Origin of the sequence: Denitratisoma sp. DHT3 (genome assembly GCF_007833355.1) — a bacterium.
In the GTDB taxonomy this organism is placed as follows: Bacteria; Pseudomonadota; Gammaproteobacteria; order Burkholderiales; family Rhodocyclaceae; genus Denitratisoma.
In genome coordinates this window covers 1,100,430-1,125,527 of the sequence record NZ_CP020914.1, presented here as the reverse complement: position 1 = coordinate 1,125,527, position 25,098 = coordinate 1,100,430, and the positions used below count along the sequence as shown (strand labels likewise).

Genomic DNA, 25,098 nt, shown 5'->3' with positions numbered 1-25,098 from the left:
AGCGCATCGGCGTTCTTTCTAGCCGGCGAAGAAATCCCGCACCCGATCCATCCAGCCCTTGGCGCGCGGATTGTGGCGTTCGGCGTGCTCCTGGCTGATGTCCTCGAATTCCCGCAGCAGTTCCTTTTGGCGCTCGGTCAGGCTGACCGGGGTCTCCACCGCGACGTGGCAGAGCAGATCGCCGTGGCTGCTGGAGCGGATGCCCTTGATGCCCTTGCCGCGCAGGCGGAACACCCGGCCGGACTGCGTTTCGGCGGGAATCTTGAGGCGCGCGACGCCCTCCAGGGTGGGAATCTCGATCTCGCCGCCCAGCGCCGCCGTGGCGAAGCTGATGGGCATCTCGCAGTGGAGGTCGTCGTGATCCCGCTGGAATACCTGATGAGGCTTGAGGTGGATCTGCACGTAGAGGTCGCCCGGCGGGCCGCCATTGACGCCCGGTTCGCCTTCGCCGGAGAGGCGGATGCGGTCGCCTTCGTCGATGCCGGCCGGCACTTTGACCGAGAGCGTCTTGTGCTGCTTGATCCGGCCCGAGCCCTGGCAATTGGGGCAGGGCGTCGGAATGTAGCGGCCGGTGCCGTGGCACTTGGGGCAGGTCTGCTGAATCGAGAAGAAACCCTGCTGCATCCGCACCTGGCCGTGGCCGCCGCAGGTGGGGCAGGTCTTGGATTCGGTGCCTTTCTTGGCGCCGCTGCCCGCGCAGGGCTCGCACTCCGCCATGGTGGGAATCCGGATCCGGGTTTCGGCGCCCCGCGCCGCCTCGTCCAGGGTGATCTCCAGGTTGTAGCGCAGGTCGGCGCCCCGATAGACGTTGGAGCGGCCGCCGCCGCGGGCGTTGCTGAAAATGTCGCCGAAGATGTCGGAGAAGGCGTCGGCGAAGCCGCCCATCCCGGCACCGCCGAAGCCCGCGCCGCCGGCCGACGGGTCGACGCCGGCATGGCCGAACTGGTCGTAGGCCGAGCGCTTCTTGGCGTCGGAGAGGATCTCGTAGGCTTCCTTCGCTTCCTTGAAGTGCTCCTCGGCCTTGGGGTTGTCCGGATTGCGGTCCGGATGGTGCTTCATGGCCAGCTTGCGGTAGGCCTTCTTGATCTCGTCGTCGGCCGCATCCCGATTGACGCCGAGCACCTCGTAATAGTCGCGTTTTGCCATGGTTGTTCAGTTCTGCGTTGGAGTGCAAAGGCCGAGTCGAGTGGGCGCAGGGCGCCCGCTGCGACTCGGCCAGTCAAAGCGGCACGGAAGGCCCGCCTCAACCCTTTTTGTCGTTTACCTCGGTGAACTCCGCATCCACGACGTCGCCCTCGTCCTTCTTGGCCTCGCCGCCGCCATCCGCCTTGCCGGCGCCGGCAGCGCCGGCCGCCTGCTGCGCGTCGGCATAGATCTTCTCGCCCAGCTTCTGGCTGGTCTGGGCCAGGGCTTCCGACTTGGCCTCGATCGCGGCCAAGTCGTTGCCCTTGATCGCTTCCTCGGCTTCCTTGATCGCGGCCTCGATCCCGGTCTTCTCCTCGGCGTCGATCTTGTCGCCGTGCTCGGCCAGCGCCTTCTTCACGGAATGGATCAGGCCGTCGCACTGGTTGCGGGCATCGACCAGCTCATGGGCCTTCTTGTCCTCCTCGGCATGCGCCTCGGCGTCCTGCACCATGCGCTGGATCTCGTCTTCGGAAAGGCCGGAGTTGGCCTTGATGGTGATCTTGTTTTCCTTGCCCGTGCCCTTGTCCTTGGCCGACACGTGCAGGATGCCGTTGGCGTCGATGTCGAACATCACCTCGATCTGCGGCATGCCGCGCGGCGCCGGCGGGATGTCGGAGAGGTTGAACTGGCCCAGGCTCTTGTTGCCGCCGGCCATTTCCCGCTCGCCCTGAAGCACGTGGATGGTCACCGCGCTCTGGTTGTCGTCGGCGGTGGAGAACACCTGGCTGGCCTTGGTCGGGATGGTGGTGTTCTTCTGGATCAGCTTGGTCATCACGCCGCCCAGGGTCTCGATACCCAGGCTGAGCGGGGTCACGTCGAGCAGCAGCACGTCCTTCACTTCGCCCTGCAGCACGCCGCCCTGGATCGAGGCGCCGATGGCGACGGCCTCGTCCGGGTTCACGTCCTTGCGCGGATCCTTGCCGAAGAACTCCTTCACCTTGTCCTGCACCTTGGGCATGCGGGTCATGCCGCCGACCAGGATCACGTCGCCGATGTCCGAGACCTTGACGCCGGCATCCTTGATGGCGATGCGGCAGGGCTCGATGGTGCGCTCGATCAGGTCTTCCACCAGCGACTCGAGCTTGGCGCGGGTGAGCTTCATGGTCAGGTGCTTGGGACCGGAGGCGTCGGCCGTGATGTAGGGCAGGTTGATCTCGGTCTGCTGGCTGGAGGACAGCTCGATCTTGGCCTTCTCGGCGGCTTCCTTGAGGCGCTGCAGCGCCAGCACGTCGTTCTTGAGGTCGACGCCCTGTTCCTTCTTGAATTCGGTGACGATGTGATCGATCAGGCGCTGGTCGAAGTCCTCGCCGCCGAGGAAGGTGTCGCCGTTGGTCGACAGCACCTCGAACTGGTGCTCGCCGTCGATCTCGGCGATGTCGATGATGGAGATGTCGAAGGTGCCGCCGCCGAGGTCGAACACCGCGATCTTGCGGTCGCCTTCCTGCTTGTCGAGGCCGAAGGAGATCGCGGCCGCGGTCGGCTCGTTGATGATGCGCTTGACTTCCAGCCCGGCGATGCGGCCGGCGTCCTTGGTGGCCTGGCGCTGGCTGTCGTTGAAGTAGGCCGGCACGGTGATCACGGCTTCGGTGACTTCCTCGCCCAGGTAGTCCTCGGCGGTTTTCTTCATCTTGCGCAGCACCTCGGCCGAGACCTGCGGCGGCGCCATCTTCTTGTCGCGGGCTTCGACCCAGGCATCGCCGTTGTCGGCCTTGACGATCTTGAAGGGCATCAGGTCGATGTCCTTCTGCACTTCCTTCTCCTCGAAGCGGCGGCCGATCAGGCGCTTTACCGCGTACAGGGTGTTCTTGGCATTGGTCACGGCCTGGCGCTTGGCCGACGCGCCGCAGAGAATCTCACCGTCTTCCGTGTAGGCGACGACGGATGGGGTGGTGCGCGCGCCCTCGGAGTTTTCGATGACCTTGGGCTTGCCGCCTTCCATGATGGCGACGCAGCTGTTGGTGGTGCCCAGGTCGATGCCGATGATCTTGCCCATTTCAGATTCCTTTCAAGCTTTAAATGAGGAGCGCGGAAGACAGGCGACGCCTGCCGGGTGCCCTGCATCCTGTTGTGACGATTGACTGTTTCGTAAATAGGGGTGGGGGGCCGGATTTCAACCCATGGCCTTGGAAACCACCACCAGGGCGGGACGAATCACCCGCTCGTGGAGTTGGTAGCCTTTTTGCAGCACGTTGATGACCCGATTGGGCTCGCCTTCGGCCTCGACCTGGCTGATGGCCTGGTGCTTGTGCGGATCGAACTTCTGCTCCAGCGGGTTGATTTCCGCCAGGTTGGATTTCTCGAAAGCCGCTGCCAGTTGGCGCAAGGTCAATTCGACGCCTGAGCGCAGCGATTCGACGCTCTGGTTTTCGTTGGCCAGGGCCGCTTCCAGGCTGTCCTTCACCGCCAGCAGCTCTCCGGCGAATTTTTCCGCCGCAAACTTGCTGGCCTTGGCGACGTCCTCCTGGGCGCGCCGCCGCATGTTCTCGGTTTCCGCCTTGGCGCGCAGCCAGGCGTCGTGATGTTCCGCCGCCTTCAGTTCAGCCGCCTTGAGCATGTCTTCCAGGCTGGGCGTCGTATCGGGCTGCAGGCCTTCCGCGGATGGTTCTTCGGGCAGGGGCGAGGGGGAGTCGGGAGTATCGGACATGATGTTCAACGAGATTGACGATTCAGACATCGAAGCTAACTGGGGGTGGTGAATCCGAATTCAAGGGGTTGGTGGCAATTCTTTTGAGGCTGCCGGAAACGACAACGGACCCATGCTGGGTCCGTTGCGCGCCGGAGGCGTGGAAATCTTTCAAAGATTGCATCCGCCTCCGCTTTGGCGGCGTGGCGCCTCACACGGTCAGGTCGATTTCCTGCATGAACCCCGCCTTGCCGGTTTCGCTGAGATAGAGGCCGCTGGCTGTCACGGCGCCCAGGTCCTGATTGCCTGCGCCGCGCAACTCGAAGGGGCTCCGCGTCTGCCCCAGGTAGAGCGCCCCGACGCCCTTTTGCGCCAGGGATTCCAGCGTGCCGCCGCCGTTGCGATCGGGCGTCCAGAGACTGAGCTGCTTGAAGACCGCATCATTTTCGTCGATCCAGCCATTGCCATCGTCATCGTAGCGGGCCAGTTCGGCAAAGCCGGAGTTGCTGGCGGGGCCGAACAGTTCCAGGCCGTTGTCGATCTGGCCATTGTTGTTCCGGTCCAATGCCAGATAGGCGTTTCCTTCCGCCAACAGGGCGACGTTCTCCTGTTGGCCATCGCCGTTGAGATCGAACCGCACGCGCTGGTTGCTGAGCTGGGCACCCGTACCGGAAAAATTCAGGACCAGGGGGTCGGTGCGGCGGGCACTGCCGGTACGCAGGCTGATGTCCAGTTGCTCGGCGTAATGGCGGCTCATGGTCAGGTCCAGCCGAAAACTGATGGAGCGGCCATCTGCGGTATTGATGACGCCTTCGGTGCTCAGATCGAGCTGTTCCGTTTCCTCCCTGCGGACATGGTGTTCGAAGGCCAGTCCCGGGCCGGTCGCGGTGGGGAACGGCGCCGCGGAGGCCTGTGTCGACTGGTCGGCCGTTGCCGCCTGGCTTCCGGCATCGGCGGCCGGCTCCGCCATGGAGAAGATGCGGACCGGCTTGCCGGTGATGAATTCGACCATCAGCCTGATCAGGCTGAGCGTGGGGTCGCTGTCCGTCTGGTCATTCCGGGTCTCCTGGGTTTCCGCGGTCTGGGTCGCCATGACGCGGCCATTGCTGGAAATATGGGCTCGGCTCCCGCTCGCATCGGCAACCGGCCGTGAAGCGCCGGAGGTGATTTCCAGGGATGTGCGGACCGATTCGGTCCGTTGGTAATGGTGTTGGGCGGACAGGGATACTGTCCCGCTGGCGATTTTCATGGGAATACCCTCACGGAAGGACTTTGTAGGGTCAACGACCTGCAGCGGCCAAGCTTGAGGGGCTAATTCGCAGTGATCTTGCGCCTTGTTTAGGCTAATTTCTTTTAATCAGCACCTTACGGAAAGGTCTGAATCGGAATTCTTAAAAGGCTTCGCCTGTTGGCTCCGGGCTCTTAGTCCTGGGCGCCCAACGCCTGGGCGAGGGCGTGGGTGGCGCCGTCCTCCTGCTCGGGCAGGTCCTGCCAGTGTCCCAGGTGCTGGCGGACCAGGCTGGAAAGGGCGGCGATCCAGTCGGGACGCTCGTTGAGGCAGGGGATGTAGTGGAAATCCCGGCCGCCGGCCGCCAGAAAGGCGGCTTTGCATTCCATGGCGACTTCTTCGAGGGTTTCCAGGCAGTCCGCGACGAAGCCGGGACAGATCACATCCACCCGCTTTACGCCTTCCCGGGCCAGGCGCTCCAGCGTCGGCTGAGTGTAGGGCTGCAGCCAGCGGGCGCGGCCGAAGCGCGACTGGAACGTGACGGCGTATTGCTCGGCGTTCAGTCCCAGCGCCTGGGCCAGCAGACGGCCGGTCTTCTGGCATTCGCAGTGATAAGGGTCGCCCAGGTCCAGGCTGCGCCGGGGCGTGCCGTGGAAGCTGATGACCAGTTTCTCCGCGCGTCCGTTGCCTTGCCAGTGTTCCCGTACTGCGCCGGCCAGGGCGGCGATGTAGCCCGGGTGGTCGTGGAAATGGCGTACCCAGCGCAGTTCCGGCAGATTGCGGCTGGCTTGCATCCATTGCGCCGCACAGTCCATCACGCTGGCGGTGGTGGAAGCGGCGTACTGGGGGTAGAGCGGGACGATCAGGATGCGCCGAGCGCCCTCGGCCTTGAGGCGGCTCAGGGCCGCCGGAACGGACGGCTGGCCGTAGCGCATGGCCCAGGCCACCTTCAGTCCGGCGTGGCCCTGCTGGCCGAGCAGACCCTGCAACAGTTTGGCCTGCCGTTCGGTATGGACCTGGAGCGGCGACCCTTCCTTGAGCCAGATCTGGGCGTATTTCCGCGCCGACCCGGACGGACGGGTGTTGAGGATGATGCCGTGGAGAATGGGCCACCAGGCCCAGCGCGGGATCTCCACCACGCGCGGGTCCGCCAGGAACTCCTTGAGGTAGCGCCGCAGCGCCGGCGCGGTCGGCGCCTCGGGGGTACCCAGGTTGACCAGCAACACCGCGGTGCGGGCCGGGCCGCCGTGCCGGTGGGGCGGTTCGGGAAGGAAGCGGGGCATCGATGGTGTGTTTTAGCGTGAAACAGCAAATTGGAACGGTAAGTCAGACATCCGAGCGCAGCGAGCAAACGTAATCACCTCCCCCGGAGAGGGGGAGGTTGGGAGGGGGCGGGCCTTTATGCCGGCGCCCGTTTCATCCTCCGTGGGTGGGGTCTGCACCATGGGCGTTAGGGCGCAGATAGGGCGGAGGAAAGCAGCCTGGCGGTGATGTCCACGATCGGAATCACCCGTTCGTAGGCCATCCGGGTCGGGCCGATGACGCCGATGGTGCCCACCACCTGGCCTTCCACTTCGTAGGGTGCCGCCACCACGCTGCACTCGTCCAGGGGCGCCAGTCCCGACTCGCCGCCGATGAAGACCTGCACGCCCTCGGCGCGGTTGGAGAGCTCGAGCAACTGGAACAGGGAGGTCCGCTGCTCCAGCAGATCGAAGAGCTGGCGCAGGCGGGCCATGTTGGAGGAGAAATCCTCCACGTCCAGCAGGTTGCGTTCGCCCGAGATCACATACTGCGGGGCCGAGGTGTCGGCCGCCACCTCGGTGCTGGCGTCCAGCGCGGCGCTCATCAATTCGGTCATGTCGCTGCGCAGCACCCGCAATTCCTCGCGCAGCCGGGTGCGGATCTGATCGAAGTCGAGGCCGATGCAATTCTGGTTCAGGTAGTTGGCGGCCTCCACCAGTTCTTCCGGCGTGTAATTGCGCTGGGTGAACAGGATGCGGTTCTGCACCTCGCCGTTGGCGGTGACGATGATCAGGAGGATCCGGGTCTCCGACAGCTTGAGGAACTCGATCTGGCGGATGTGGGGCTGCTGCCGGCGCGGGGCCACCACCACGCCGGCGAAGTGGGTCAGGTTGGACAGCAGCTGGGAAGCCTGGCTGATGACCCGCTGCGGCTGGCTGGGCTGGATCGCGCCCTGCAATTCGGACAGCTCCTGCCGGGCCAGGGGCTGCACCGTGAGCAGGGTGTCGACGAACAGGCGATAGCCCAGCGCGGTCGGAACGCGGCCGGCGGAAGTGTGGGGACTGGCGATCAGCCCCAGTTCTTCCAGGTCCGACATCACGTTGCGGATGGTGGCCGGAGACAGCTCCAGACCGGAATACTTGGACAGTGCGCGCGAACCGATCGGCTGGCCTTCCGCGATATAGCGTTCGACCAGGGTTTTCAGCAGGGTTTTGGCGCGGGCATCGAGCATGGCTCCCATTCTAGCGAAATGGGGGCCCGGGAAAATATGGTTAAATCGGCTACATGAGCGAGTTTTTTACCAAACCGGTCCGTACCGTCGCCCTGATCGGCAAATACCGCAGCCCCGAGGTCGCCGGATCGGTACAGGATCTGGCCGATGGCCTGAGGGATGCCGGCGTCGAGGTGCTGATCGAGGATGGCACCGCGATGGCCGTGGATTCCCACGGTTATGCGGTGGTGGATTATGAAACGATGGGAATGCGGGCCGACGTCGCCGTGGTGATCGGCGGCGACGGCACCATGCTCAACGCCGCCCGCCGCCTGGCGGAATACGACGTGCCCCTGGTGGGGGTCAATCAGGGGCGCCTGGGTTTCATGACCGATCTGGCGCGCCAGGACCTGCGGGTCGGCATCGGGCAGTTGCTGGCCGGGAAATTCGCCGTGGAGCGGCGCTTTCTGCTCGACGTGGCGGTGGTGCGCGACGGCGTTTCCCAGTGCAACGCCCTGGCTCTCAACGACGTGGTGGTCAACAAGGGCGACATCGGCCGCATGATCGAACTGGAAGTGAAGGTGGATGGAGAGTTTCTCTACGTCCTGCGCGCCGACGGCATGATCGTCGCCACGCCCACCGGTTCCACCGCCTATGCCCTTTCCGCCAACGGCCCGATCCTGCATCCGGCGGTGGCGGGCATCGCGGTGGTGCCGCTGTGTCCCCACGCCTTGTCCTATCGCCCCATCACCATTCCGGACCGCAGCGTGGTGGAACTGGTGCTGGTGCCGCCCCACGAGGCCAGGGTGCATTTCGACGGGCAGGCCCGGTTCGATGCCCTCGCCGGGGATTGCGTGCGCATTGGCCGCTCCACGCATTGCGTGAGCCTGCTGCATCCTCCGACGTACAGCTACTTCGCCATGCTGCGCGAAAAGCTGCATTGGAGCGCCGCGCCCAAACACGCCTAGCATCCGGGAATTGCTGCCGGACGGGCTGCCTGGATAGCCGATAAAGGACATCAAACCATGTTGCGGCGATTGTCGATTCGCGATTTCGTCATTGTCGATGGCCTCGAACTCGAATTTCAGGAGGGTTTTGGCGCGCTCACCGGGGAAACCGGCGCCGGCAAGTCGATCCTGATCGATGCCCTGTCCCTGGCGCTGGGCGAACGGGCCGACGGCACGGCGGTGCGGATGGGGCGGGACAAGGCGGAGGTGGTCGCCGAGTTCGACGTCGCGCCGGATAGTCCCCTGGCCCAATGGCTGGCTGCGAACGACTTCGAAGGCGCAGACGGCATCTGCCTGATGCGGCGGGTGGTGGATGCGGGCGGTCGTTCCCGCGCCTACATCAACGGCACGCCGACGACCCTGGCGCAGTTGAAGGCCGCCGCCGACCTGCTGGCCGACATTCACGGCCAACATGCCCATCAGTCTCTGTTGCGTGCGGATGCCCAGCGGCAACTGCTCGATGCCCATGCGGGGCTGGAAGGACTGACCAAGGAGGTGGCCGAGTCCTGGCGCGCCTGGCAGCGTTTGCGGGAGGCCCGGGAACGGGCCGAGCAGGACGCCGCGGCCGGCAACCGGGAGCGGGAAACCCTGGAATGGCAGGTCAGGGAGCTGGAGAATCTGGGCTTCGAGTCCTCGCAATGGCAGGACGACAATCAGGAGCACAGCCGCCTGACCCATGCCGCCAGCCTGATGGAGGCGGCCGACAGCGCGGTGGAGATCCTGGACGCGGGGGAGGTGGCGGCGACCATGCTGGTCGATCAGGTCCTGGCGCGTTTGCGGGATCTGGCGGAAGTGGATCGGGCCTTGCAGGAACCCCTGGAACTGATCGAGGGCGCCCGCATCCAGCTGTCCGAGGCGGCCCATACGCTGTCCCGCTATCGTCAGCGTCTGGAGCTGGACCCGGGGCGGCTGGCCGAGCTGGAGCAGCGCATCCAGGCCGTGACCGGCCTGGCCCGCAAGCATCGGGTGAGTCCCGACGAGTTGTCGGAATTACTGGAGCGGCTCTCCGTCCGCCTGGAGGAACTGCGCCTGACGGCGGACCCGGCGGCGCTGGCAGAGCATGAAGCCGTGGCCCGGCAGGCCTTCATGGTCCTCGCCGAGCGCTTGAGCCAGGGGCGCAAGGCGGCGGCTGAGCGGCTATCGCGTCAGGTGACGGACGCCATGCAGGAACTGGCCATGGCGGGCGGACGCTTCGAGATCGCCTTGCCGGCGGTGGCCGAAGGGGCTGGTTACGGCCTGGAGAACGTGGAGTTCCGCGTTGCCGCCAACGGCGGCCAGCCGCCGCGGCCGCTGGCGAAGGTGGCTTCGGGCGGTGAATTGTCGCGCATCGGCCTGGCGATCCAGGTGATCGCCAGTCAGGCCGGCGAGGTGCCGACGCTGATTTTCGACGAGGTGGATGTGGGCATCGGCGGCGGCGTCGCCGAAATCGTCGGGCGATTGCTGAAGCAGCTCGGCAGCCATCGCCAGGTCCTGTGCGTGACGCACCTGCCCCAGGTGGCGGCCCAGGCCCACTGGCAATGGTCGATCGCCAAGGAGACGCGGGCGGACCAGACCTTGAGCCGCGTGACGCCCCTGGACGGGGAGGGGCGCGTCGAGGAGATCGCGCGGATGCTGGGCGGGGTCACGATCACCGGCACTACGCGCCAGCACGCCAGGGAATTGCTGGGTCTCTGATCCAGCCGTACCGCTATTTGGCCGTAACCTCGGGACAGGAAGGCGGACAGTTGCCCTGGGCGTCCAGATGGCTGCACTCGTCCTTGATCGGGCACTGCCGGCGGTGCTCGCAATCGGGTCGCAGGCAATCCACGTAGAGGTAGAGGGCGTGTTCGCGGACCTTGAAGCCGCGTTGCTCGGCGATCTTGTTCTGGCGCCGTTCGATTTCGGCATCGAAGAACTCCTCGACTTTGCCGCATTGCATGCAGACCAGGTGATCGTGGTGCTTGCCCTCGTTGAGCTCGAAAACCGCCTTGCCCGACTCGAAGAAGTGGCGCTGGATCAGGCCCGCCTGCTCGAACTGGGTGAGCACCCGATAAACCGTGGCCAGGCCCACGTCGATGTTTTCCGCCAGCAGATACCGGTACACCTCGTCCGCGGTCAGATGGCGTGCGTCGGACTTCTGGAACAGCTCCAGAATCCGCAGCCGGGGGAACGTGGCCTTCAGGCCGATGTTCTTCAGATTTTCAGAGTTGGACATGGGCGGAGAGAGGGAATCGACAGGCCTATGATATAGTTTTCCGACTCTCCGGAAAACTTCCCCAAACCATTTCCATGTCCTTCCCCAGGCAAGCCGTATTGTTGCTGCCGCTGCTGTTGGCGGCTTGTTCAAGTACGTCCGAGGTCAAGGTGACCGACTATCTGACGCCCTACCGCATCGACATCCGGCAGGGCAATTTCGTCAGCCAGGAAATGGCGGCCCAGCTCAAGCCCGGAATCACCAAGGAACAGGTGCGCTACCTGCTCGGCACGCCGCTGATCGCGGACCCCTTTCATGCCGATCGCTGGGATTACGTATATCGTTTCCAGACTGGCAAGGGCGAGGATTTCCAGCAGCGCCAGTTGAGCGTCTTCTTCCAGGAAGGCAAGCTGCTGCGCGTCGGCGGCGACGTGGCGGGCCAGGAGCCGGGGCAGGTCGAGGCGCAACCGGCGAGTCCGGCTGCGCGGGTCATCGATATCGCGGCCGACCCCAATGCGGTGAAGGATGCCGCGAAGGAGGATGCCAAGTCCTCCAAGCGTTGGTATTGGCCTTTCTGACGATTGAATTCCAGATTTATGAGCAAGATCCGTTTCGCTATTGCAGGCAGTGCCGGCCGCATGGGCCGCACCCTGATCGAGGCTGTCTCCGAGGCCGGGGATGCCGTTCTGGCCGCCGCGCTGGAACACCCGGCGAGCCCTTTCCTGGGCAAGGACGCCGGTGAGTTGATCGGTGCGCCGTGCGGCGTCGCGATCACGGCCGACGTGGAGAGCGCGCTGCGGGGCGCCGATTGCCTGATCGACTTCACGCGTCCGGAAGGAACGCTGGCCCACATGGAGGTCTGTCGGCGGCTGGGGGTGCATATGGTGATCGGCACCACCGGTTTCTCGGCCGAGCAGAAGGCTCAGATCGAGGCGGCGGCCCGGGAGGTACCGATCGTATTCGCGCCGAACATGGCGGTCGGGGTGAATGCGGTCTTCAAGCTCCTGGACGTGGCGGCCCGGATTCTCGATCAAGGCTATGACGTGGAAGTGATCGAGGCCCATCATCGGCACAAGGTCGATGCGCCCTCGGGCACCGCGTTGCGCATGGGCGAGATCGTCGCCCAGGCCCTGGGGCGGAATCTCGACGAGTGCGCCGTCTATGGGCGCGAAGGCCATACCGGCGAGCGGCCGGCGACCCAGATCGGCTTTGCCACGATTCGGGGCGGAGACGTGGTCGGCGACCACACGGTGCTGTTCGCCGGCACCGGCGAGCGCATCGAGATCACCCACAAGTCGGCGAGCCGCATGTCCTATGCGCTGGGGTCGATGCGGGCCGCCCGCTTCATGCGCGGCCGTTCCGCCGGCTTGTTCGACATGCAGGACGTGCTCGGCCTGCGCTGATCCGGTGCGGGAGCGGCGTCTTGCCGCTTGTTTGATGTCGAACGGGAGGGCGCGCGGGCAAGGCGGAGGCGGCCCCGGCGATTGCCGCCGGGCTGGAAACCGGGCCTGCCTCAGCGTATAATCGGCGGGTTTGCGGAAACGGTCCCTGAATACCTGCGCCGTTTCCGATTTCGATTGCCGACGCTATTCTCAGGAGCCCGACCGTGCCACAGTTTCCGCCTGCCATTCTTGTGCTTGCCGACGGGACGGTTTTCAGGGGGAAGGGCATCGGAGCGGCAGGCTCCAGCGTCGGCGAGGTGGTGTTCAACACTTCCTTGACCGGCTACCAGGAGATTCTGACCGATCCCTCCTACTGCCGTCAGATCGTCACCCTGACCTATCCCCATATCGGCAATTACGGCATCAATCGCGAGGATTGCGAGGCGTCCCGAATCCACGCCGCCGGCCTGGTGATTCGCGACCTGCCCCTCTTGGTCTCCAACTTCCGCAGCGAGCAGTCCCTCGACGCCTATCTGAAGGCCGAAGGGGTGGTGGCCATCGCCGACATCGACACCCGCAAGCTGACCCGCATCCTGCGCGAGAAGGGCGCCCAGGCTGGCTGTCTGGTGACAGGTGACGCCCCCGATGTCGACGCGGCCCTGGCCCAGGCGCGCGCCTTTCCCGGCCTGGCCGGTATGGATCTGGCCAAGGTGGTCAGCGCCAAGACCGCCTATCCCTGGACCGAGGCCGAGTGGCGCCTGGGGCAGGGATATCGCACCCAGGGCGAGCCCCGCCTTCACGTCGTCGCCTACGATTTCGGCGTCAAGCGCAACATCCTGCGGATGCTCGCGGAACGGGGCTGCAAGCTGACAGTGGTCCCGGCGCAGACGTCCGCCACCGAGGTGCTGGCGCTCGATCCCGATGGCGTTTTCCTCTCCAACGGCCCGGGCGATCCGGAGCCTTGCGATTACGCGATCGATGCAATCCGCACCTTCCTCGATAAGAAGCTGCCCACCTTCGGCATCTGCCTCGGTCACCAGTTGATGGGCCTGGCGGCGGGCGGCAAGACCCTGAAAATGAAGTTCGGCCACCACGGCGCCAACCATCCGGTCAAGGACCTCGATAGCGGCCAGGTGCTGATCACCAGCCAGAACCATGGCTTCGCCGTCGATCCGGCCACGTTGCCGGCCAATGTGCGGACGACCCACGTCTCCCTGTTCGACGGCAGCCTGCAGGGCATGGCCTGGAGCGACCGGCCCGCCTTCTGCTTCCAGGGCCACCCCGAAGCCAGCCCCGGTCCCCACGACGTGTCCTACCTGTTCGACCGCTTTATCGGGATGATGGAAAAACAATAATGGCCCCCCACGCTCGCAAACCCGGCTCGCTGCCCCCCACAGGGGGGCGTACGTCTCCTTGGAGCGGTCCCGCGGAGACATCGAATGCCTAAAAGAAACGACATCCACAGCATCCTCATCATCGGTGCCGGCCCGATCATCATCGGACAGGCCTGCGAGTTCGACTACTCCGGCGCCCAGGCCTGCAAGGCGCTGCGCGAGGAGGGCTACAAGGTCATCCTGGTCAACTCCAACCCCGCCACGATCATGACCGATCCGGGCACCGCGGACGTCACCTACATCGAGCCGATCACCTGGCAGGCGGTGGAGAACATCATCGCCAAGGAGCGGCCCGACGCCATCCTGCCGACGATGGGCGGGCAGACGGCGCTGAACTGCGCGCTGGACCTGGCCCGGCACGGCGTGCTGGAAAAATACGGCGTGGAGATGATCGGCGCTTCCAAGGAAGCCATCGACAAGGCCGAGGACCGCGAGAAGTTCAAGCAGGCGATGACCCGGATCGGCCTCGGCTCCGCCCGTTCCGCCATCGCCCACAGCATGGAGGAGGCCCAGCAGGTCCAGGCCGGCATCGGCTTTCCCGCCATCATCCGGCCTTCGTTCACCATGGGCGGTTCCGGCGGCGGCATCGCCTACAACCAGGAGGAATTCGCCGAGATCTGCAAGCGCGGTCTCGAAGCCAGCCCCACCAGCGAACTCTTGATCGAGGAGTCGCTGCTCGGCTGGAAAGAGTACGAAATGGAAGTGGTGCGGGACCACAAGGACAACTGCATCATCATCTGCTCCATCGAGAACCTGGACCCGATGGGGGTGCACACCGGCGACTCGATCACCGTTGCGCCGGCCCAGACCCTGACCGACAAGGAATACCAGATCATGCGCAACGCATCCATTGCGGTGCTGCGCGAGATCGGCGTCGATACCGGCGGCTCCAACGTGCAGTTCGCGATCAATCCCGACGACGGCCGGATGATCGTGATCGAGATGAATCCGCGCGTATCGCGCTCCTCGGCCCTGGCCTCCAAGGCCACCGGCTTCCCCATCGCCAAGGTCGCGGCCAAGCTGGCGGTGGGCTTCACCCTGGACGAACTGAAGAACGACATCACCGGCGGCGCCACGCCGGCCTCCTTCGAGCCTTCGATCGACTACGTGGTGACCAAGGTTCCCCGTTTTGCCTTCGAGAAGTTCCCCCAGGCCAACGACCGGCTGACCACCCAGATGAAATCCGTGGGCGAGGTGATGGCCATCGGCCGCACCTTCCAGGAATCGCTGCAGAAGGCGCTGCGCGGACTGGAGGTCGGCGTCTACGGGCTGGACGAAATCGAGGCGTCGCGGGAAGAGATCGACCACGAACTGGCCAACCCCGGCGCCCAGCGCATCTGGTATCTGGGGCAGGCTTTCCGCGAGGGCTACTCGCTGCAGGACGCGTTCAATCTGACCAGGATCGACCCCTGGTTCCTGGTGCAGATCGAGGACATCGTCAATACCGAGGCCTGGATCCGGGCGCAGCTGCTGAGCACGCTGGATGCCGACGCCTTGCGCGGATTGAAGCGCAAGGGTTTCTCCGATCGCCGCATCGCCAACCTGATCGGCGGTTCCGAAACCGAGGTGCGCAAGCATCGCCAGGCGCTGGGCGTGCGGCCGGTGTTCAAGCGGGTGGACACCTGCGCCGCCGAGTTCGCCACGTCCACCGCCTACATGTACTCGACCTACGAGGAGGAGTGCGAGGCGCGGCCCACCGACAAGAAGAAGATCATGGTGCTGGGCGGCGGCCCCAACCGCATCGGCCAGGGCATCGAGTTCGACTATTGCTGCGTCCATGCGGCGCTGGCGATGCGGGAAGACGGCTACGAGACCATCATGGTCAACTGCAACCCGGAGACCGTATCCACCGACTACGACACCTCCGACCGCCTCTACTTCGAGCCGCTGACCCTGGAGGACATCCTGGAGATCGTCGAGGTCGAGAAGCCGGCCGGCGTGATCGTCCAGTTCGGTGGCCAGACGCCATTGAAGCGCGCCCGCGACCTGGAGGCCAACGGCGTGCCCATCATCGGCACCAGCCCCGACATGATCGACGCCGCCGAGGACCGGGAACGCTTCCAGAAGCTGCTCCACGACCTGGGCCTGAAGCAGCCGCCCAACCGCACCGCGCGCACCCCGGAGCAGGCCATCGCCCTGGCCGCCGAGATCGGCTATCCGCTGGTGGTGCGGCCCAGCTACGTGCTGGGCGGCCGGGCGATGGAGATCGTCCATGAGCAGAAGGACCTGGAGCGCTACATGCGCGAGGCGGTGCGGGTCTCCAACGATTCCCCGGTGCTGCTGGACCGCTTCCTCAACGACGCTACCGAAGTCGACGTCGATGCATTGTGCGACGGCCGGCAGGTGATCATCGGCGGCATCATGGAGCACATCGAGCAGGCCGGCGTGCATTCCGGCGACTCGGCGTGCTCCCTGCCGCCGTTCACCCTGTCCCGTGAAATCCAGGACGAGCTGCGGCGCCAGACCGAAATGATGGCCAAGGGCCTCAACGTGGTGGGCCTGATGAACGTGCAATTCGCCATCCAGGGACAGGGCGGGGACGCGGTGGTGTATGTGCTGGAAGTGAACCCGCGCGCCTCGCGCACCGTGCCCTTCGTGTCCAAGGCCACCAGCCTGCCGCTGGCCAAGATCGCCGCGCGCTGCATGGCGGGCCGGACGCTGGCCGACCAGGGCGTGACCAAGGAAGTGATTCCGCCCTACTACTCGGTGAAGGAGGCGGTGTTCCCCTTCTCCAAATTCCCCGGGGTGGACACCATCCTCGGTCCGGAAATGAAGTCCACCGGCGAGGTGATGGGCGTCGGCCGCAGTTTCGGCGAGGCCTTCGTCAAGTCGCAACTGGCGTCCGGCACCCGCCTGCCCAAGTCCGGCAAGGTCTTCATCAGCGTCAAGCCCGCCGACAAGCCCAAGGCCGTCGAAGTGGCCCGCGAACTCCACGCGCTGGGTTTCACCCTGGTCGCCACCCGCGGCACCGCCGCCGCCATCGAGGCGGCCGGCATCCCGGTGTCGGCGGTCTACAAGGTTACCGAGGGCCGACCCCATATCGTCGACATGATCAAGAACAACGAAATCGCCCTGATCGTGAATACCGTGGACGAGAAGCGCACGGCCATTGCCGATTCCCGCTCCATCCGCACTTCCGCCCTGGCCCAGAAGGTCACCTTGTTCACCACCGTCGAGGGCGCCCGGGCGGCCTGCGCCGGGATGCGCCATTCCGGCCTGGAAACCTATGCGCTGCAGAGCCTCCATGGGGAGCTGTCGGCATGAGCAAGTTTCCCATCACCCTGCGTGGCGCCGAACTGCTGAGGGAGGAACTCCATCGTCTGAAGACGGTGGATCGCCCCAGCGTGATCGCCGCCATCGCCGAGGCCCGCTCCCATGGCGATCTGTCGGAGAACGCCGAGTACGAGGCCGCCAAGGAGCGCCAGGGATTCATCGAGGGCCGCATCGCCGAGGTCGAGGGCAAGCTGTCCAACGCCCAGATCATCGATCCCGCCTCCCTGGACGCCGACGGTCGCGTGGTGTTCGGCGCGACGGTGGAACTGGAGGACGTCGATGCCGGCAAGACCGTCACTTACCAGATCGTCGGTGACGACGAGGCCGATCTGAAGATCGGCAAGATTTCCCTCAACTCCCCGGTCGCCCGCGCCCTGATCGGCAAGTTCGCCGGCGACGTGGCGGAGGTCCAGGCGCCCGGCGGCATCCGCGAATACGAGATCCTCGATGTCCGCTACGAGTAGCCGTCGCGAACGCAATGAACGGGGCGATTGAAGTGGCGAGAAGCGCCGCCGCTTGACCCCCACCCGGTCAGGAGATTCCGCACTGTGAACAAGCTTGCCGAAAGCCTCTACGCTCTGGCGATCGCCGTTTGGGTCGGCGGCCTCGTCGCGATCGGCTATCTCGCCGCGCCGGTATTGTTCGCCCAGCTGTCGGATCGCACCCTGGCGGGCAACCTCGCCGGGACGATGTTTTCCGCCGTCGCCTGGGTCGGCCTCGGCGCCGGCGCCTATCTGCTGCTCTATCTTCTGGTGCGGCGCGGCTGGCGGGCCTTCAAGTCCAGCGTGCTCTGGATCGTGCTGGCCATGGCGGCGCTGACGGTGGCCGGCCATTTCGGCATCCAGCCCATCCTGGCGCAGTTGAAGGCGGACGCCTTGCCGCGCGCCGTGATGGAAAGCGCCCTGCGCGACCGCTTCGCCACCTGGCACGGCGTTTCCAGCGGACTCTATCTGGTGCAGACCCTGCTGGGGCTGTGGCTGGTGATCTGGCAGGAGCGGGGCAAACGGTAGAGTGGGTAGCGTGGGAGCGCGTGGCGCGCCCCGGTCAGCGGACGGAGCGGCGGCGGCGTTCGAGGGCGGCGGCGGCCTGCTTCTTGGTGCGAGGCTGCGGAGCCTTGCGACCGGCCGGCCTGGCCGCGGCCTTGTCCTCGGCCGGTTTTTCCCGCCAGAGCACGAGGATGTTGCCGATGTGCTGCACCGGTGCGCACTCCAGGGCGGCACAGATTTCGGCGAAGAGGGCTTCCCGGTCTTCGCGTTCGATGCCGTGGAGCTTGACCTTGATCAGTTCATGGGCCTTCAGGGCGGCATTGATCTCGTTCAGAACGGCCGGCGTCAGACCGTGCTGTCCAACGCTGGCGACGGGATTCAGATGATGGGCGGCGGCACGGAGTGCCTTGCGCTGTTCGGTAGTCAGTTCGATCATGGCGCGTATTTTCGCATGTAAGCAGGGCCCAAGTCAGTGACAATCAGAAGCAAACGGTCGAAAAAGAGCAGCCACTACATGAACCAGCACGTTCATGACCCCTATGTGCTCAGGTCCAAGCAGGAAGGCTGGCGTTCCCGCGCGGTGTTCAAGCTGATGGAAATCGACGAAAAGGACCGCTTGCTGAAGCCCGGCATGACCGTGGTCGACCTGGGTTCGACGCCCGGCAGCTGGAGCGAATACGCGGTGCGCCGAATCCAGCCGGGCGGGCGCCTGATCGCGCTGGATCTGTTGCCGATGGAGCCGATTGCCGGCGTCACCTTCATCCAGGGGGATTTCCGCGAGGAAGAGGTCTTCCATCGGCTCACCGATGCGCTCGAAGGGCGAACGGTGGATCTTGTTTTATCCGACATGGCCCCCAACCTGTCGGGCATTGCGGTGTCCGATCAGGCCCGGGCGCTGCATCTGGTGGAACTGACCCTGGAATTCTGTCAGCAACACCTGAAACCCGGTGGTGACATGCTGGTCAAAGTATTTCAAGGTAGCGGCTACATCGAACTGCGGGACAGCGTCGCCAGAACGTTCGAACGCATCCTGGTGCGCAAGCCCGCGGCATCCCGCGACCGGAGTACGGAAACCTATCTGCTGGCGCGCTCCAGGCGTTTGCAGGCCCCGTGAATAGAGCCTAGAATTGTGTCCATATGGGCCGAAAAGTGAGGCAATCCCTTGAATAACATGTTTAAAAGCTTGGCGATCTGGCTGGTGATCGGCATCGTGCTGATGACCGTCTTCAACCAGTTCAACGCGCGCCAGGTATCCCAGTCCGCGATCGACTATTCCCAGTTCCTTGACGAAGTCCGGCAGGGGATGATCACCAAGGTCTTGATCCAGGGGCGCACCCTGGAAGCCACCACCACCGATGGCAAGAAGATCATTTCCTATGCGCCGGCCGATCTCTGGCTGGTGTCCGACCTGCTGAAATACGACGTCAAGGTCGTGGCCAAGCCGGAAGAGGAACAGTCCTTCCTGATGAGCCTGTTCGTGTCCTGGTTCCCGATGCTGCTCCTGATCGGCGTCTGGGTGTTCTTCATGCGGCAGATGCAGGGCGGCGGCAAGGGCGGCGCCTTTTCCTTCGGCAAGAGCCGCGCCCGGATCATGGACGAAGCCAGCAACACCGTCACCTTCGCCGACGTCGCCGGCTGCGACGAGGCCAAGGAGGACGTGTCGGAACTGGTGGATTTCCTCCGCGATCCCTCCAAGTTCCAGAAGCTGGGCGGCCGCATTCCGCGCGGTGTGCTGATGGTGGGTTCGCCGGGCACCGGCAAGACCCTGCTCGCCAAGGCGATCGCCGGCGAGGCCAAGGTGCCGTTCTTCAGCATCTCCGGCTCCGACTTCGTCGAGATGTTCGTCGGCGTCGGCGCGGCCCGCGTGCGCGACATGTTCGAGCAGGCCAAGAAATCCGCGCCCTGCATCATCTTCATCGACGAGATCGACGCCGTCGGGCGCCAGCGCGGCGCCGGCCTGGGCGGCGGCAACGACGAGCGGGAACAGACCCTCAACCAGCTGCTGGTGGAAATGGACGGCTTCGAAGGCTCGGCGGGCGTGATCGTGATCGCCGCCACCAACCGCCCGGACGTGCTGGACCCGGCGCTGCTGCGCCCCGGCCGTTTCGACCGCCAGGTGGTCGTGCCCTTGCCGGACATCCGCGGGCGCGAGCAGATTCTCAAGGTGCATATGCGCAAGGTGCCGGTGGCGCCCGACGTCGATGCCTCCGTCCTGGCCCGCGGCTGCCCCGGCTTCGCCGGCGCCGACCTGGCCAACCTGGTGAACGAGGCCGCGCTGTTCGCCGCCCGGTCCAACAAGCGGGTGGTGGACATGGAGGATTTCGAGCGCGCCAAGGACAAGATCATGATGGGCGCAGAGCGTCGTTCCATGGTGATGCCCGAGGAAGAGCGCAGGAACACCGCCTATCACGAGTCCGGCCATGCGCTGGTGGCCAAGCTGCTGCCCAAGACCGATCCGGTGCACAAGGTCACCATCATTCCGCGCGGCCGCGCCCTGGGCGTGACCATGCAGTTGCCCACCGAGGATCGCTACAGCCAGGACCGCGACCGGCTGCTCAACACCATCGCGGTGCTGTTCGGCGGCCGCATTGCCGAGGAAATCTTCATGCACCAGATGACCACCGGCGCCTCCAACGACTTCCAGCGCGCCACCGACCTGGCCCGGCGCATGGTGACCCAGTGGGGCATGTCGGACAACCTCGGTCCCATGGTCTATGGGGAGGAGGAGGGCGAGATTTTCCTCGGCCGTTCCGTGACGACCCACAAGAACATGTCCGAGGCTTCTCTGCAAAAGGTCGATGCCGAGATTCGCCGCATTCTCGATGAGCAGTACGCATTGGCCCGCAAACTGCTCGAGGACAACCGCGACAAGGTGGAAGCCATGACCGCAGCCCTGCTGGAATTGGAAACCATCGACGCCGACCAGATCACCGACATCATGGAAGGGCGCCCGCCGCGGCCACCCAAACCCAGCAGCGCCCCCGCGCCGTCGTCGCCCGACAAGCCTTCCGGTACCGCGCCCAACGCGGCGGCACCGGCCTGAACCGGAACATACCTTCCCCAGGGCCGCCAGCGCGGCCCTTCTTGTTTCAACGCGAGATATCTCATTGAAACGGCAAGTCAAACATACGAGTCTTCATTGAAGCCTCTTCTTCTCGACCTCGGCTTGGCCGGCCCGGACCCATGGACGACATTCTGCATTGCGGCCGCTATCGGCTCAGCCTGAAACGCCCGCTGGTGATGGGCATCGTCAATCTCACCGACGATTCCTTTTCCGGCGACGGCTGCGGCGACGATGCGGCGCGCGCCATCGCCCATGGCCACCGCTTGCTGGAGGAGGGGGCCGATCTGCTCGACATCGGCGGCGAATCCACCCGGCCGGGCGCCATGCCGGTCTCGGCGCAACAGGAGATGGACCGGGTCCTGCCCGTGCTGGAGGGCCTGCTGGCGTGCGGCGCGCCGCTTTCGGTGGATACCGCCAAGACCGAAGTGATGCGGGCCGCCCTGGCGGCGGGCGCCGACATGGTCAACGACATCGGCGCCCTCACCGCGCCGGGAGCGCTGGAGGCGGTGGCCGCCAGTCCGGCCGGCGTCTGCCTGATGCACATGCAGGGCGAGCCCCGCACCATGCAGCAGTCGCCCCGCTATGGCGACGTGGTGGCGGAGGTGGCGGCATACCTGGCCGGCCGGGTGGCCGCCGCCGAAGCCGCGGGCATTGCGCGCGAGCGCATCGTGGTGGACCCGGGCTTCGGCTTCGGCAAGACCCTGGACCACAATCTGGCCCTGCTGCGCCACCTGGACGCGTTGCGGGTTTCCGGCCTGCCGCTCTTGGCCGGCCTGTCGCGCAAATCCATGCTCGGCCTGCTCACCGGCCGGCCGGCGCCGGAACGGGTCTTCGCCAGCGTCGCGGCGGCCCTGCTGGCGGCCGAGCGCGGCGCCGCCATCCTGCGGGTCCATGACGTGGCGGCGACCCGCGACGCCCTGACTGTATTGACCGCATTGGAGGAAACAAGCGAATGAGTCGGAAATATTTCGGCACCGATGGTGTGCGCGGCGAAGTGGGGCAGGCGCCCATCACGCCCGATTTCGTGATGCGACTGGGTTACGCCGCCGGCACCACCCTGGTGGCGCGGGAGCACCTGCCGCCGGGCGAACATCCCGCCGTGCTGATCGGCAAGGACACCCGAATCTCCGGCTACATGCTGGAAGCCGCGCTGGAGGCGGGTTTCGCCGCCGCCGGCGTGGACGTCTGCCTGGTGGGGCCGATGCCGACGCCGGCGGTGGCCTACCTGACGCGGGCGCTGCGGCTCCAGGCCGGCGTCGTCATCTCCGCTTCCCACAATCCCTATCACGACAACGGCATCAAGTTCTTCTCGGCCCAGGGCACCAAGCTGCCCGATGCCGTGGAACTGGAGATCGAGAAGCGGCTGGAGCAGCCGATGGGCTGCATGGCTTCGGCGCAACTGGGCAAGGCGCGCCGCATCGACGACGCCGCCGGGCGCTACATCGAATTCTGCAAGAGCACCTTCCCCACCGAACTGGATCTGCGCGGCCTGAAGATCGCCGTCGACAGCGCCCACGGCGCCGCGTATCAGATCGCTCCCAGCGTGTTCCATGAGTTGGGCGCCGAAGTGGTCAGGGTCGGCGTGTCGCCCAACGGCCTCAACATCAACGACGGCGTCGGCGCCACCGCGCCCGAGTCGCTGCGCCGGGCCGTGCTCGAATCCGGCGCCGACCTCGGCATCTCGCTGGACGGCGACGGCGACCGGCTGGTGATGGCCGACGCCCAGGGCCGGCTCTACGATGGCGACCAACTGCTCTACGTGATCGCCCGGTACCGCGCAACGCAGGGCGGCATGGTCGGCGTGTCCGGCCTGGTCGGCACGCTGATGAGCAACCTCGGCTTCGAGCACGCCCTGGGGCGCCTCGGCGTTCCCTTCGCCCGGGCCAAGGTGGGCGACCGCTACGTGCTGGAACTGATGCGGGAGCGCAACTGGCTGCTGGGCGGCGAGAATTCCGGCCACATCATCTGCCTCGACAAGCACAGCACCGGCGACGGCATCATCTCCGCCCTGCAGGTGCTGGCCGCCCTGCGCGGCGCAGGCGAGACGCTGGATCAGGCTTGCGCCGACCTGGCCATGTACCCGCAGAAACTGATCAATGTGCGACTGCCGGCCGGTTTCGACTGGCAGGCCGACCCCGGCATCCAGGCCGCCAAGGGCGCGGCGGAACGCGCCCTCGACGGCCAGGGCCGGGTGCTGCTGCGGCCCTCGGGGACCGAGCCGCTGCTCAGGGTGATGGTGGAAGGAAGGGATACCGGCATGGTATCCACCCAGGCGGAAGCGATCGCCGCCGCGGTGCGGACGGCGGTGGCCTAGCCGATCCTCGGCCGCTCCTTTACAGCGACTGTCATGAGGCCAATGGCCTTCGATATATCCCGGTAGGAGCCATGGGACAGGGCATCAACAATCTGGCAGATATCCTGTTGCAGGAGGCCGGAATGTCGATACCGGACGAGAATCTCGACAACGAGGGTTTTGTCCGGCTTTATCGGGCCGCCATCGACCGGCTTTGCGCGCGAGCCGCTGCGATGGACGGCAAAGGGGCTGCTGCTGCCAGAGACTTGGCCATGCTTTGCCGCAGCCTGCTGAGTTGTCCCAATCTTGAGAGTGCGATCCATTGCGCGGCGGAGTTCAGTGCCATGCTCCATCCCCGCATCGGCGTCCTTGGCCTGCGGGTAGAGGGGACCCATGCAGTCTTCCTGATGGATACGCAGCGGCGCCGGCCGGATCGTTGTTCCTGCCTGGTGGACGTCACCGGCCTGCTGGGCTTCGTGCAATTGTTCGGTTGGTTGATCGGCGAGCGACTGCGGCTGCGCTTGGTGGCATTGGGATATCCTCACCGGGAGGACGTCATGCCTTTCCTGGGCCTATTCGAAGTGCCGGTGTACATGGGAGCCCCGGTTTATCGCCTGGAATTCGACGCGCAGCAACTCACCCGGCCGGTCATGCGTCGTCCCGAGGAGCTGTTGGACTTCACCTCCACTTTTCCCTACAACATCGTCGGCCCCCGCGTCCATGCGCTGCCCTTGCGTTTCCGCGTACGGGCTTTCATGGATGCGGCGTTGGCACGGGGGAAACCGATGCCGGAACTCGGGGCGCTGGTGGTGCTGATCGATGGCAGCGAAAGCACGCTGCGCCGCAGGTTGCGGGAGGAAGGGACGAATTACAAGGCATTGCGCGATCTATGCCTGCGGGAAGCCGCCGAGCGCTACCTGGCCCATGGGACCTGGACCGTGGATCAGATCGTCGAGCGCCTCGGATTCAGTGACAGCCTCGCTCTGCGTCGCGCCTTCCGGCGCTGGACCGGCATGACACCGACTCAGTATCGGAAATCGGTGACAGGATAGTTTGCGCGGATTTGACCGCCCGGATATGGGTGGCTGACCGGCCCGGTATTCATGCCTGAGGTATGGGCCGAAATACGATGGAGGCAGCCAATGCCATAGGAGATGCCCCCATGAACGCCTATCCGTTTCCCATTGAAGCGCCCCGCGAAATGATCATGCCTGCGGCGACCCAACTGGGCTTTCTCTCGATCTTCGGCGCGATTTTCGGCATCCTGTTGCTGCTTTCCGTGTGGCAGGCTGCCACACGGCGGGAACCCCTGCTGCTGTTCCTGCTCATCGGCGGTTGCGCAATGGCCATGCTGGAACCCATCTGCAATGTGCTGGCCGGGGCCTACCATCCCGAGATCGGCCAGATCACAGCCTTCGAGTCCATCAGCCGTAAAATGCCCTGGCATATCGTCGTTCTCTACGCGGACTACTACGCCCTGTTCGGTCTGGCCTTCATGCGCTACCGGGAGTTGGGCATGACCCGGCGCGGGTTCTGGCGGGTTTTCTGGATCACGGCGGTGCTGGCCTTCATGCTGGAAGTCATCCCGGTCCATTACACCGGCCTTTGGGCGTACTTTGGTCCCCAGCCCTTCAACATCGGCGGGCTGCCCCTGTGGTGGTACGTGGTCAATCCCACCTGCCTGATCGGCGGCTGCGCCTTTACTGCCTTGGCTACCCAGGGCATGGCGGGCTGGAGGCGTTGGCCGGTGGCGATCTTGTTGCCCGCCTCCGGCATCGGGTTTTTCATGGGCAGCGCCGCGCCGGTCATCATGGCGTTGAACTCAGGCTCCAGCAATACCGAACTGGGTGGACTGATCACCATCGGTTTCGCCCTTTGCCTCATGGCTGCCGTCGCCCGCTTGTTGTTTCCTGAAACCGAGAAAGTGCCGGCCCCTGTTTCCCATCAGGTCCGCGGCATGCTTTGGTGGGGCACCCTGCTCGGTCTGAGCTGAACTCAGGGTACCCAGCGCCGTGCCCCATGGGCACGGCGTCGGGCT

At 65.3% G+C, this 25,098-nt stretch carries 22 protein-coding genes; 14 read left to right on the top strand and 8 right to left on the bottom strand.

Annotated features, from left to right (window positions below; genetic code table 11):
* Positions 1-18 precede the first annotated feature (18 nt).
* The 6 genes from dnaJ to hrcA all read right to left on the bottom strand — a co-directional run bounded on the left by dnaJ (position 19) and on the right by hrcA (position 7,509).
* The gene (dnaJ, locus tag B9N43_RS05045; RefSeq protein WP_145841235.1) at positions 19-1,146 is read right to left on the bottom strand and encodes a molecular chaperone DnaJ; all 1,128 of its coding nucleotides are present in this window, start codon (positions 1,144-1,146) and stop codon (positions 19-21) included.
* Positions 1,147-1,243: 97 nt separating this feature from the next.
* On the bottom strand, positions 1,244-3,178 hold the full coding sequence (dnaK, locus tag B9N43_RS05040; protein ID WP_145841234.1) for a molecular chaperone DnaK: 1,935 nt from the start codon (positions 3,176-3,178) through the stop codon (positions 1,244-1,246).
* A 117-nt stretch (positions 3,179-3,295) separates the two neighbouring features.
* Positions 3,296-3,829, bottom strand: a complete 534-nt coding sequence (gene grpE / locus B9N43_RS05035) for a nucleotide exchange factor GrpE (RefSeq protein ID WP_145841233.1) — start codon at positions 3,827-3,829, stop codon at positions 3,296-3,298.
* Positions 3,830-4,019: 190 nt separating this feature from the next.
* Positions 4,020-5,057, bottom strand: a complete 1,038-nt coding sequence (locus B9N43_RS05030; RefSeq protein WP_145841232.1) for a VCBS repeat-containing protein — start codon at positions 5,055-5,057, stop codon at positions 4,020-4,022.
* Positions 5,058-5,230: 173 nt separating this feature from the next.
* A complete protein-coding gene (hemH, locus tag B9N43_RS05025; protein ID WP_145841231.1) occupies positions 5,231-6,319 on the bottom strand; it encodes a ferrochelatase in 1,089 nt (362 codons plus the stop codon).
* A gap of 167 nt (positions 6,320-6,486) precedes the next feature.
* Positions 6,487-7,509, bottom strand: coding sequence for a heat-inducible transcriptional repressor HrcA (gene hrcA / locus B9N43_RS05020; RefSeq protein WP_145841230.1), 1,023 nt, complete (start codon positions 7,507-7,509; stop codon positions 6,487-6,489).
* 53 nt (positions 7,510-7,562) lie between these two features.
* Between hrcA and B9N43_RS05015 the strand changes: the two genes are divergently transcribed.
* Positions 7,563-8,456: an NAD kinase gene (locus B9N43_RS05015; protein ID WP_145841229.1), complete on the top strand. Its 894-nt coding sequence runs from the start codon at positions 7,563-7,565 to the stop codon at positions 8,454-8,456.
* Positions 8,457-8,513: 57 nt separating this feature from the next.
* Positions 8,514-10,169 carry a DNA repair protein RecN gene (recN, locus tag B9N43_RS05010; RefSeq protein WP_145841228.1) on the top strand — a complete coding sequence of 552 codons (1,656 nt, stop codon included), beginning with the start codon at positions 8,514-8,516 and terminating at the stop codon, positions 10,167-10,169.
* Between the two features lie 13 nt (positions 10,170-10,182).
* Here the strand turns inward: recN and fur are convergent, their stop codons facing one another.
* Positions 10,183-10,689 carry a ferric iron uptake transcriptional regulator gene (gene fur, locus B9N43_RS05005; RefSeq protein WP_145841227.1) on the bottom strand — a complete coding sequence of 169 codons (507 nt, stop codon included), beginning with the start codon at positions 10,687-10,689 and terminating at the stop codon, positions 10,183-10,185.
* A 98-nt stretch (positions 10,690-10,787) separates the two neighbouring features.
* Between fur and B9N43_RS05000 the strand changes: the two genes are divergently transcribed.
* The 6 genes from B9N43_RS05000 to B9N43_RS04975 all read left to right on the top strand — a co-directional run bounded on the left by B9N43_RS05000 (position 10,788) and on the right by B9N43_RS04975 (position 17,727).
* Complete coding sequence (locus B9N43_RS05000) at positions 10,788-11,246, top strand: outer membrane protein assembly factor BamE (protein ID WP_261379390.1); 459 nt, start codon at positions 10,788-10,790, stop codon at positions 11,244-11,246.
* Positions 11,247-11,264: 18 nt separating this feature from the next.
* Positions 11,265-12,071, top strand: a complete 807-nt coding sequence (dapB, locus tag B9N43_RS04995) for a 4-hydroxy-tetrahydrodipicolinate reductase (RefSeq protein WP_145841225.1) — start codon at positions 11,265-11,267, stop codon at positions 12,069-12,071.
* Positions 12,072-12,274: 203 nt separating this feature from the next.
* On the top strand, positions 12,275-13,405 hold the full coding sequence (gene carA / locus B9N43_RS04990; protein WP_145841224.1) for a glutamine-hydrolyzing carbamoyl-phosphate synthase small subunit: 1,131 nt from the start codon (positions 12,275-12,277) through the stop codon (positions 13,403-13,405).
* A gap of 84 nt (positions 13,406-13,489) precedes the next feature.
* A complete protein-coding gene (gene carB, locus B9N43_RS04985) occupies positions 13,490-16,708 on the top strand; it encodes a carbamoyl-phosphate synthase large subunit (protein ID WP_145841223.1) in 3,219 nt (1,072 codons plus the stop codon).
* The gene (gene greA / locus B9N43_RS04980; RefSeq protein ID WP_145841222.1) at positions 16,705-17,181 is read left to right on the top strand and encodes a transcription elongation factor GreA; all 477 of its coding nucleotides are present in this window, start codon (positions 16,705-16,707) and stop codon (positions 17,179-17,181) included. The genes carB and greA overlap by 4 nt, the downstream gene beginning before the upstream one ends.
* Positions 17,182-17,265: 84 nt before the next feature.
* A complete protein-coding gene (locus B9N43_RS04975; RefSeq protein ID WP_145841221.1) occupies positions 17,266-17,727 on the top strand; it encodes a DUF4149 domain-containing protein in 462 nt (153 codons plus the stop codon).
* A gap of 34 nt (positions 17,728-17,761) precedes the next feature.
* Here B9N43_RS04975 and yhbY read toward each other — a convergent pair whose 3' ends face one another.
* A complete protein-coding gene (gene yhbY, locus B9N43_RS04970) occupies positions 17,762-18,139 on the bottom strand; it encodes a ribosome assembly RNA-binding protein YhbY (protein ID WP_145841220.1) in 378 nt (125 codons plus the stop codon).
* Between the two features lie 78 nt (positions 18,140-18,217).
* On the opposite strand from yhbY, the gene B9N43_RS04965 reads away from it, so the two are divergent.
* The 6 genes from B9N43_RS04965 (at position 18,218) to B9N43_RS04940 (ending at position 25,053) form a co-directional block, all read left to right on the top strand.
* The gene (locus B9N43_RS04965) at positions 18,218-18,817 is read left to right on the top strand and encodes an RlmE family RNA methyltransferase (RefSeq protein ID WP_145841219.1); all 600 of its coding nucleotides are present in this window, start codon (positions 18,218-18,220) and stop codon (positions 18,815-18,817) included.
* 48 nt (positions 18,818-18,865) lie between these two features.
* Positions 18,866-20,746 (top strand): ATP-dependent zinc metalloprotease FtsH, encoded by a 1,881-nt coding sequence (ftsH, locus tag B9N43_RS04960; RefSeq protein WP_145841218.1) that lies wholly within the window; start codon positions 18,866-18,868, stop codon positions 20,744-20,746.
* 140 nt (positions 20,747-20,886) lie between these two features.
* Positions 20,887-21,723 carry a dihydropteroate synthase gene (folP, locus tag B9N43_RS04955; RefSeq protein ID WP_145841216.1) on the top strand — a complete coding sequence of 279 codons (837 nt, stop codon included), beginning with the start codon at positions 20,887-20,889 and terminating at the stop codon, positions 21,721-21,723.
* A complete protein-coding gene (gene glmM / locus B9N43_RS04950) occupies positions 21,720-23,081 on the top strand; it encodes a phosphoglucosamine mutase (RefSeq protein ID WP_145841215.1) in 1,362 nt (453 codons plus the stop codon). Before folP ends, glmM begins: the two co-directional genes overlap by 4 nt.
* A 71-nt stretch (positions 23,082-23,152) precedes the next feature.
* Positions 23,153-24,112 (top strand): helix-turn-helix domain-containing protein, encoded by a 960-nt coding sequence (locus B9N43_RS04945; protein ID WP_145841213.1) that lies wholly within the window; start codon positions 23,153-23,155, stop codon positions 24,110-24,112.
* A 110-nt stretch (positions 24,113-24,222) separates the two neighbouring features.
* Entirely contained in the window at positions 24,223-25,053 is an 831-nt protein-coding gene (locus B9N43_RS04940; RefSeq protein WP_145841212.1) for a hypothetical protein, read from the top strand.
* The last annotated feature ends 45 nt before the right edge of the window (positions 25,054-25,098 follow it).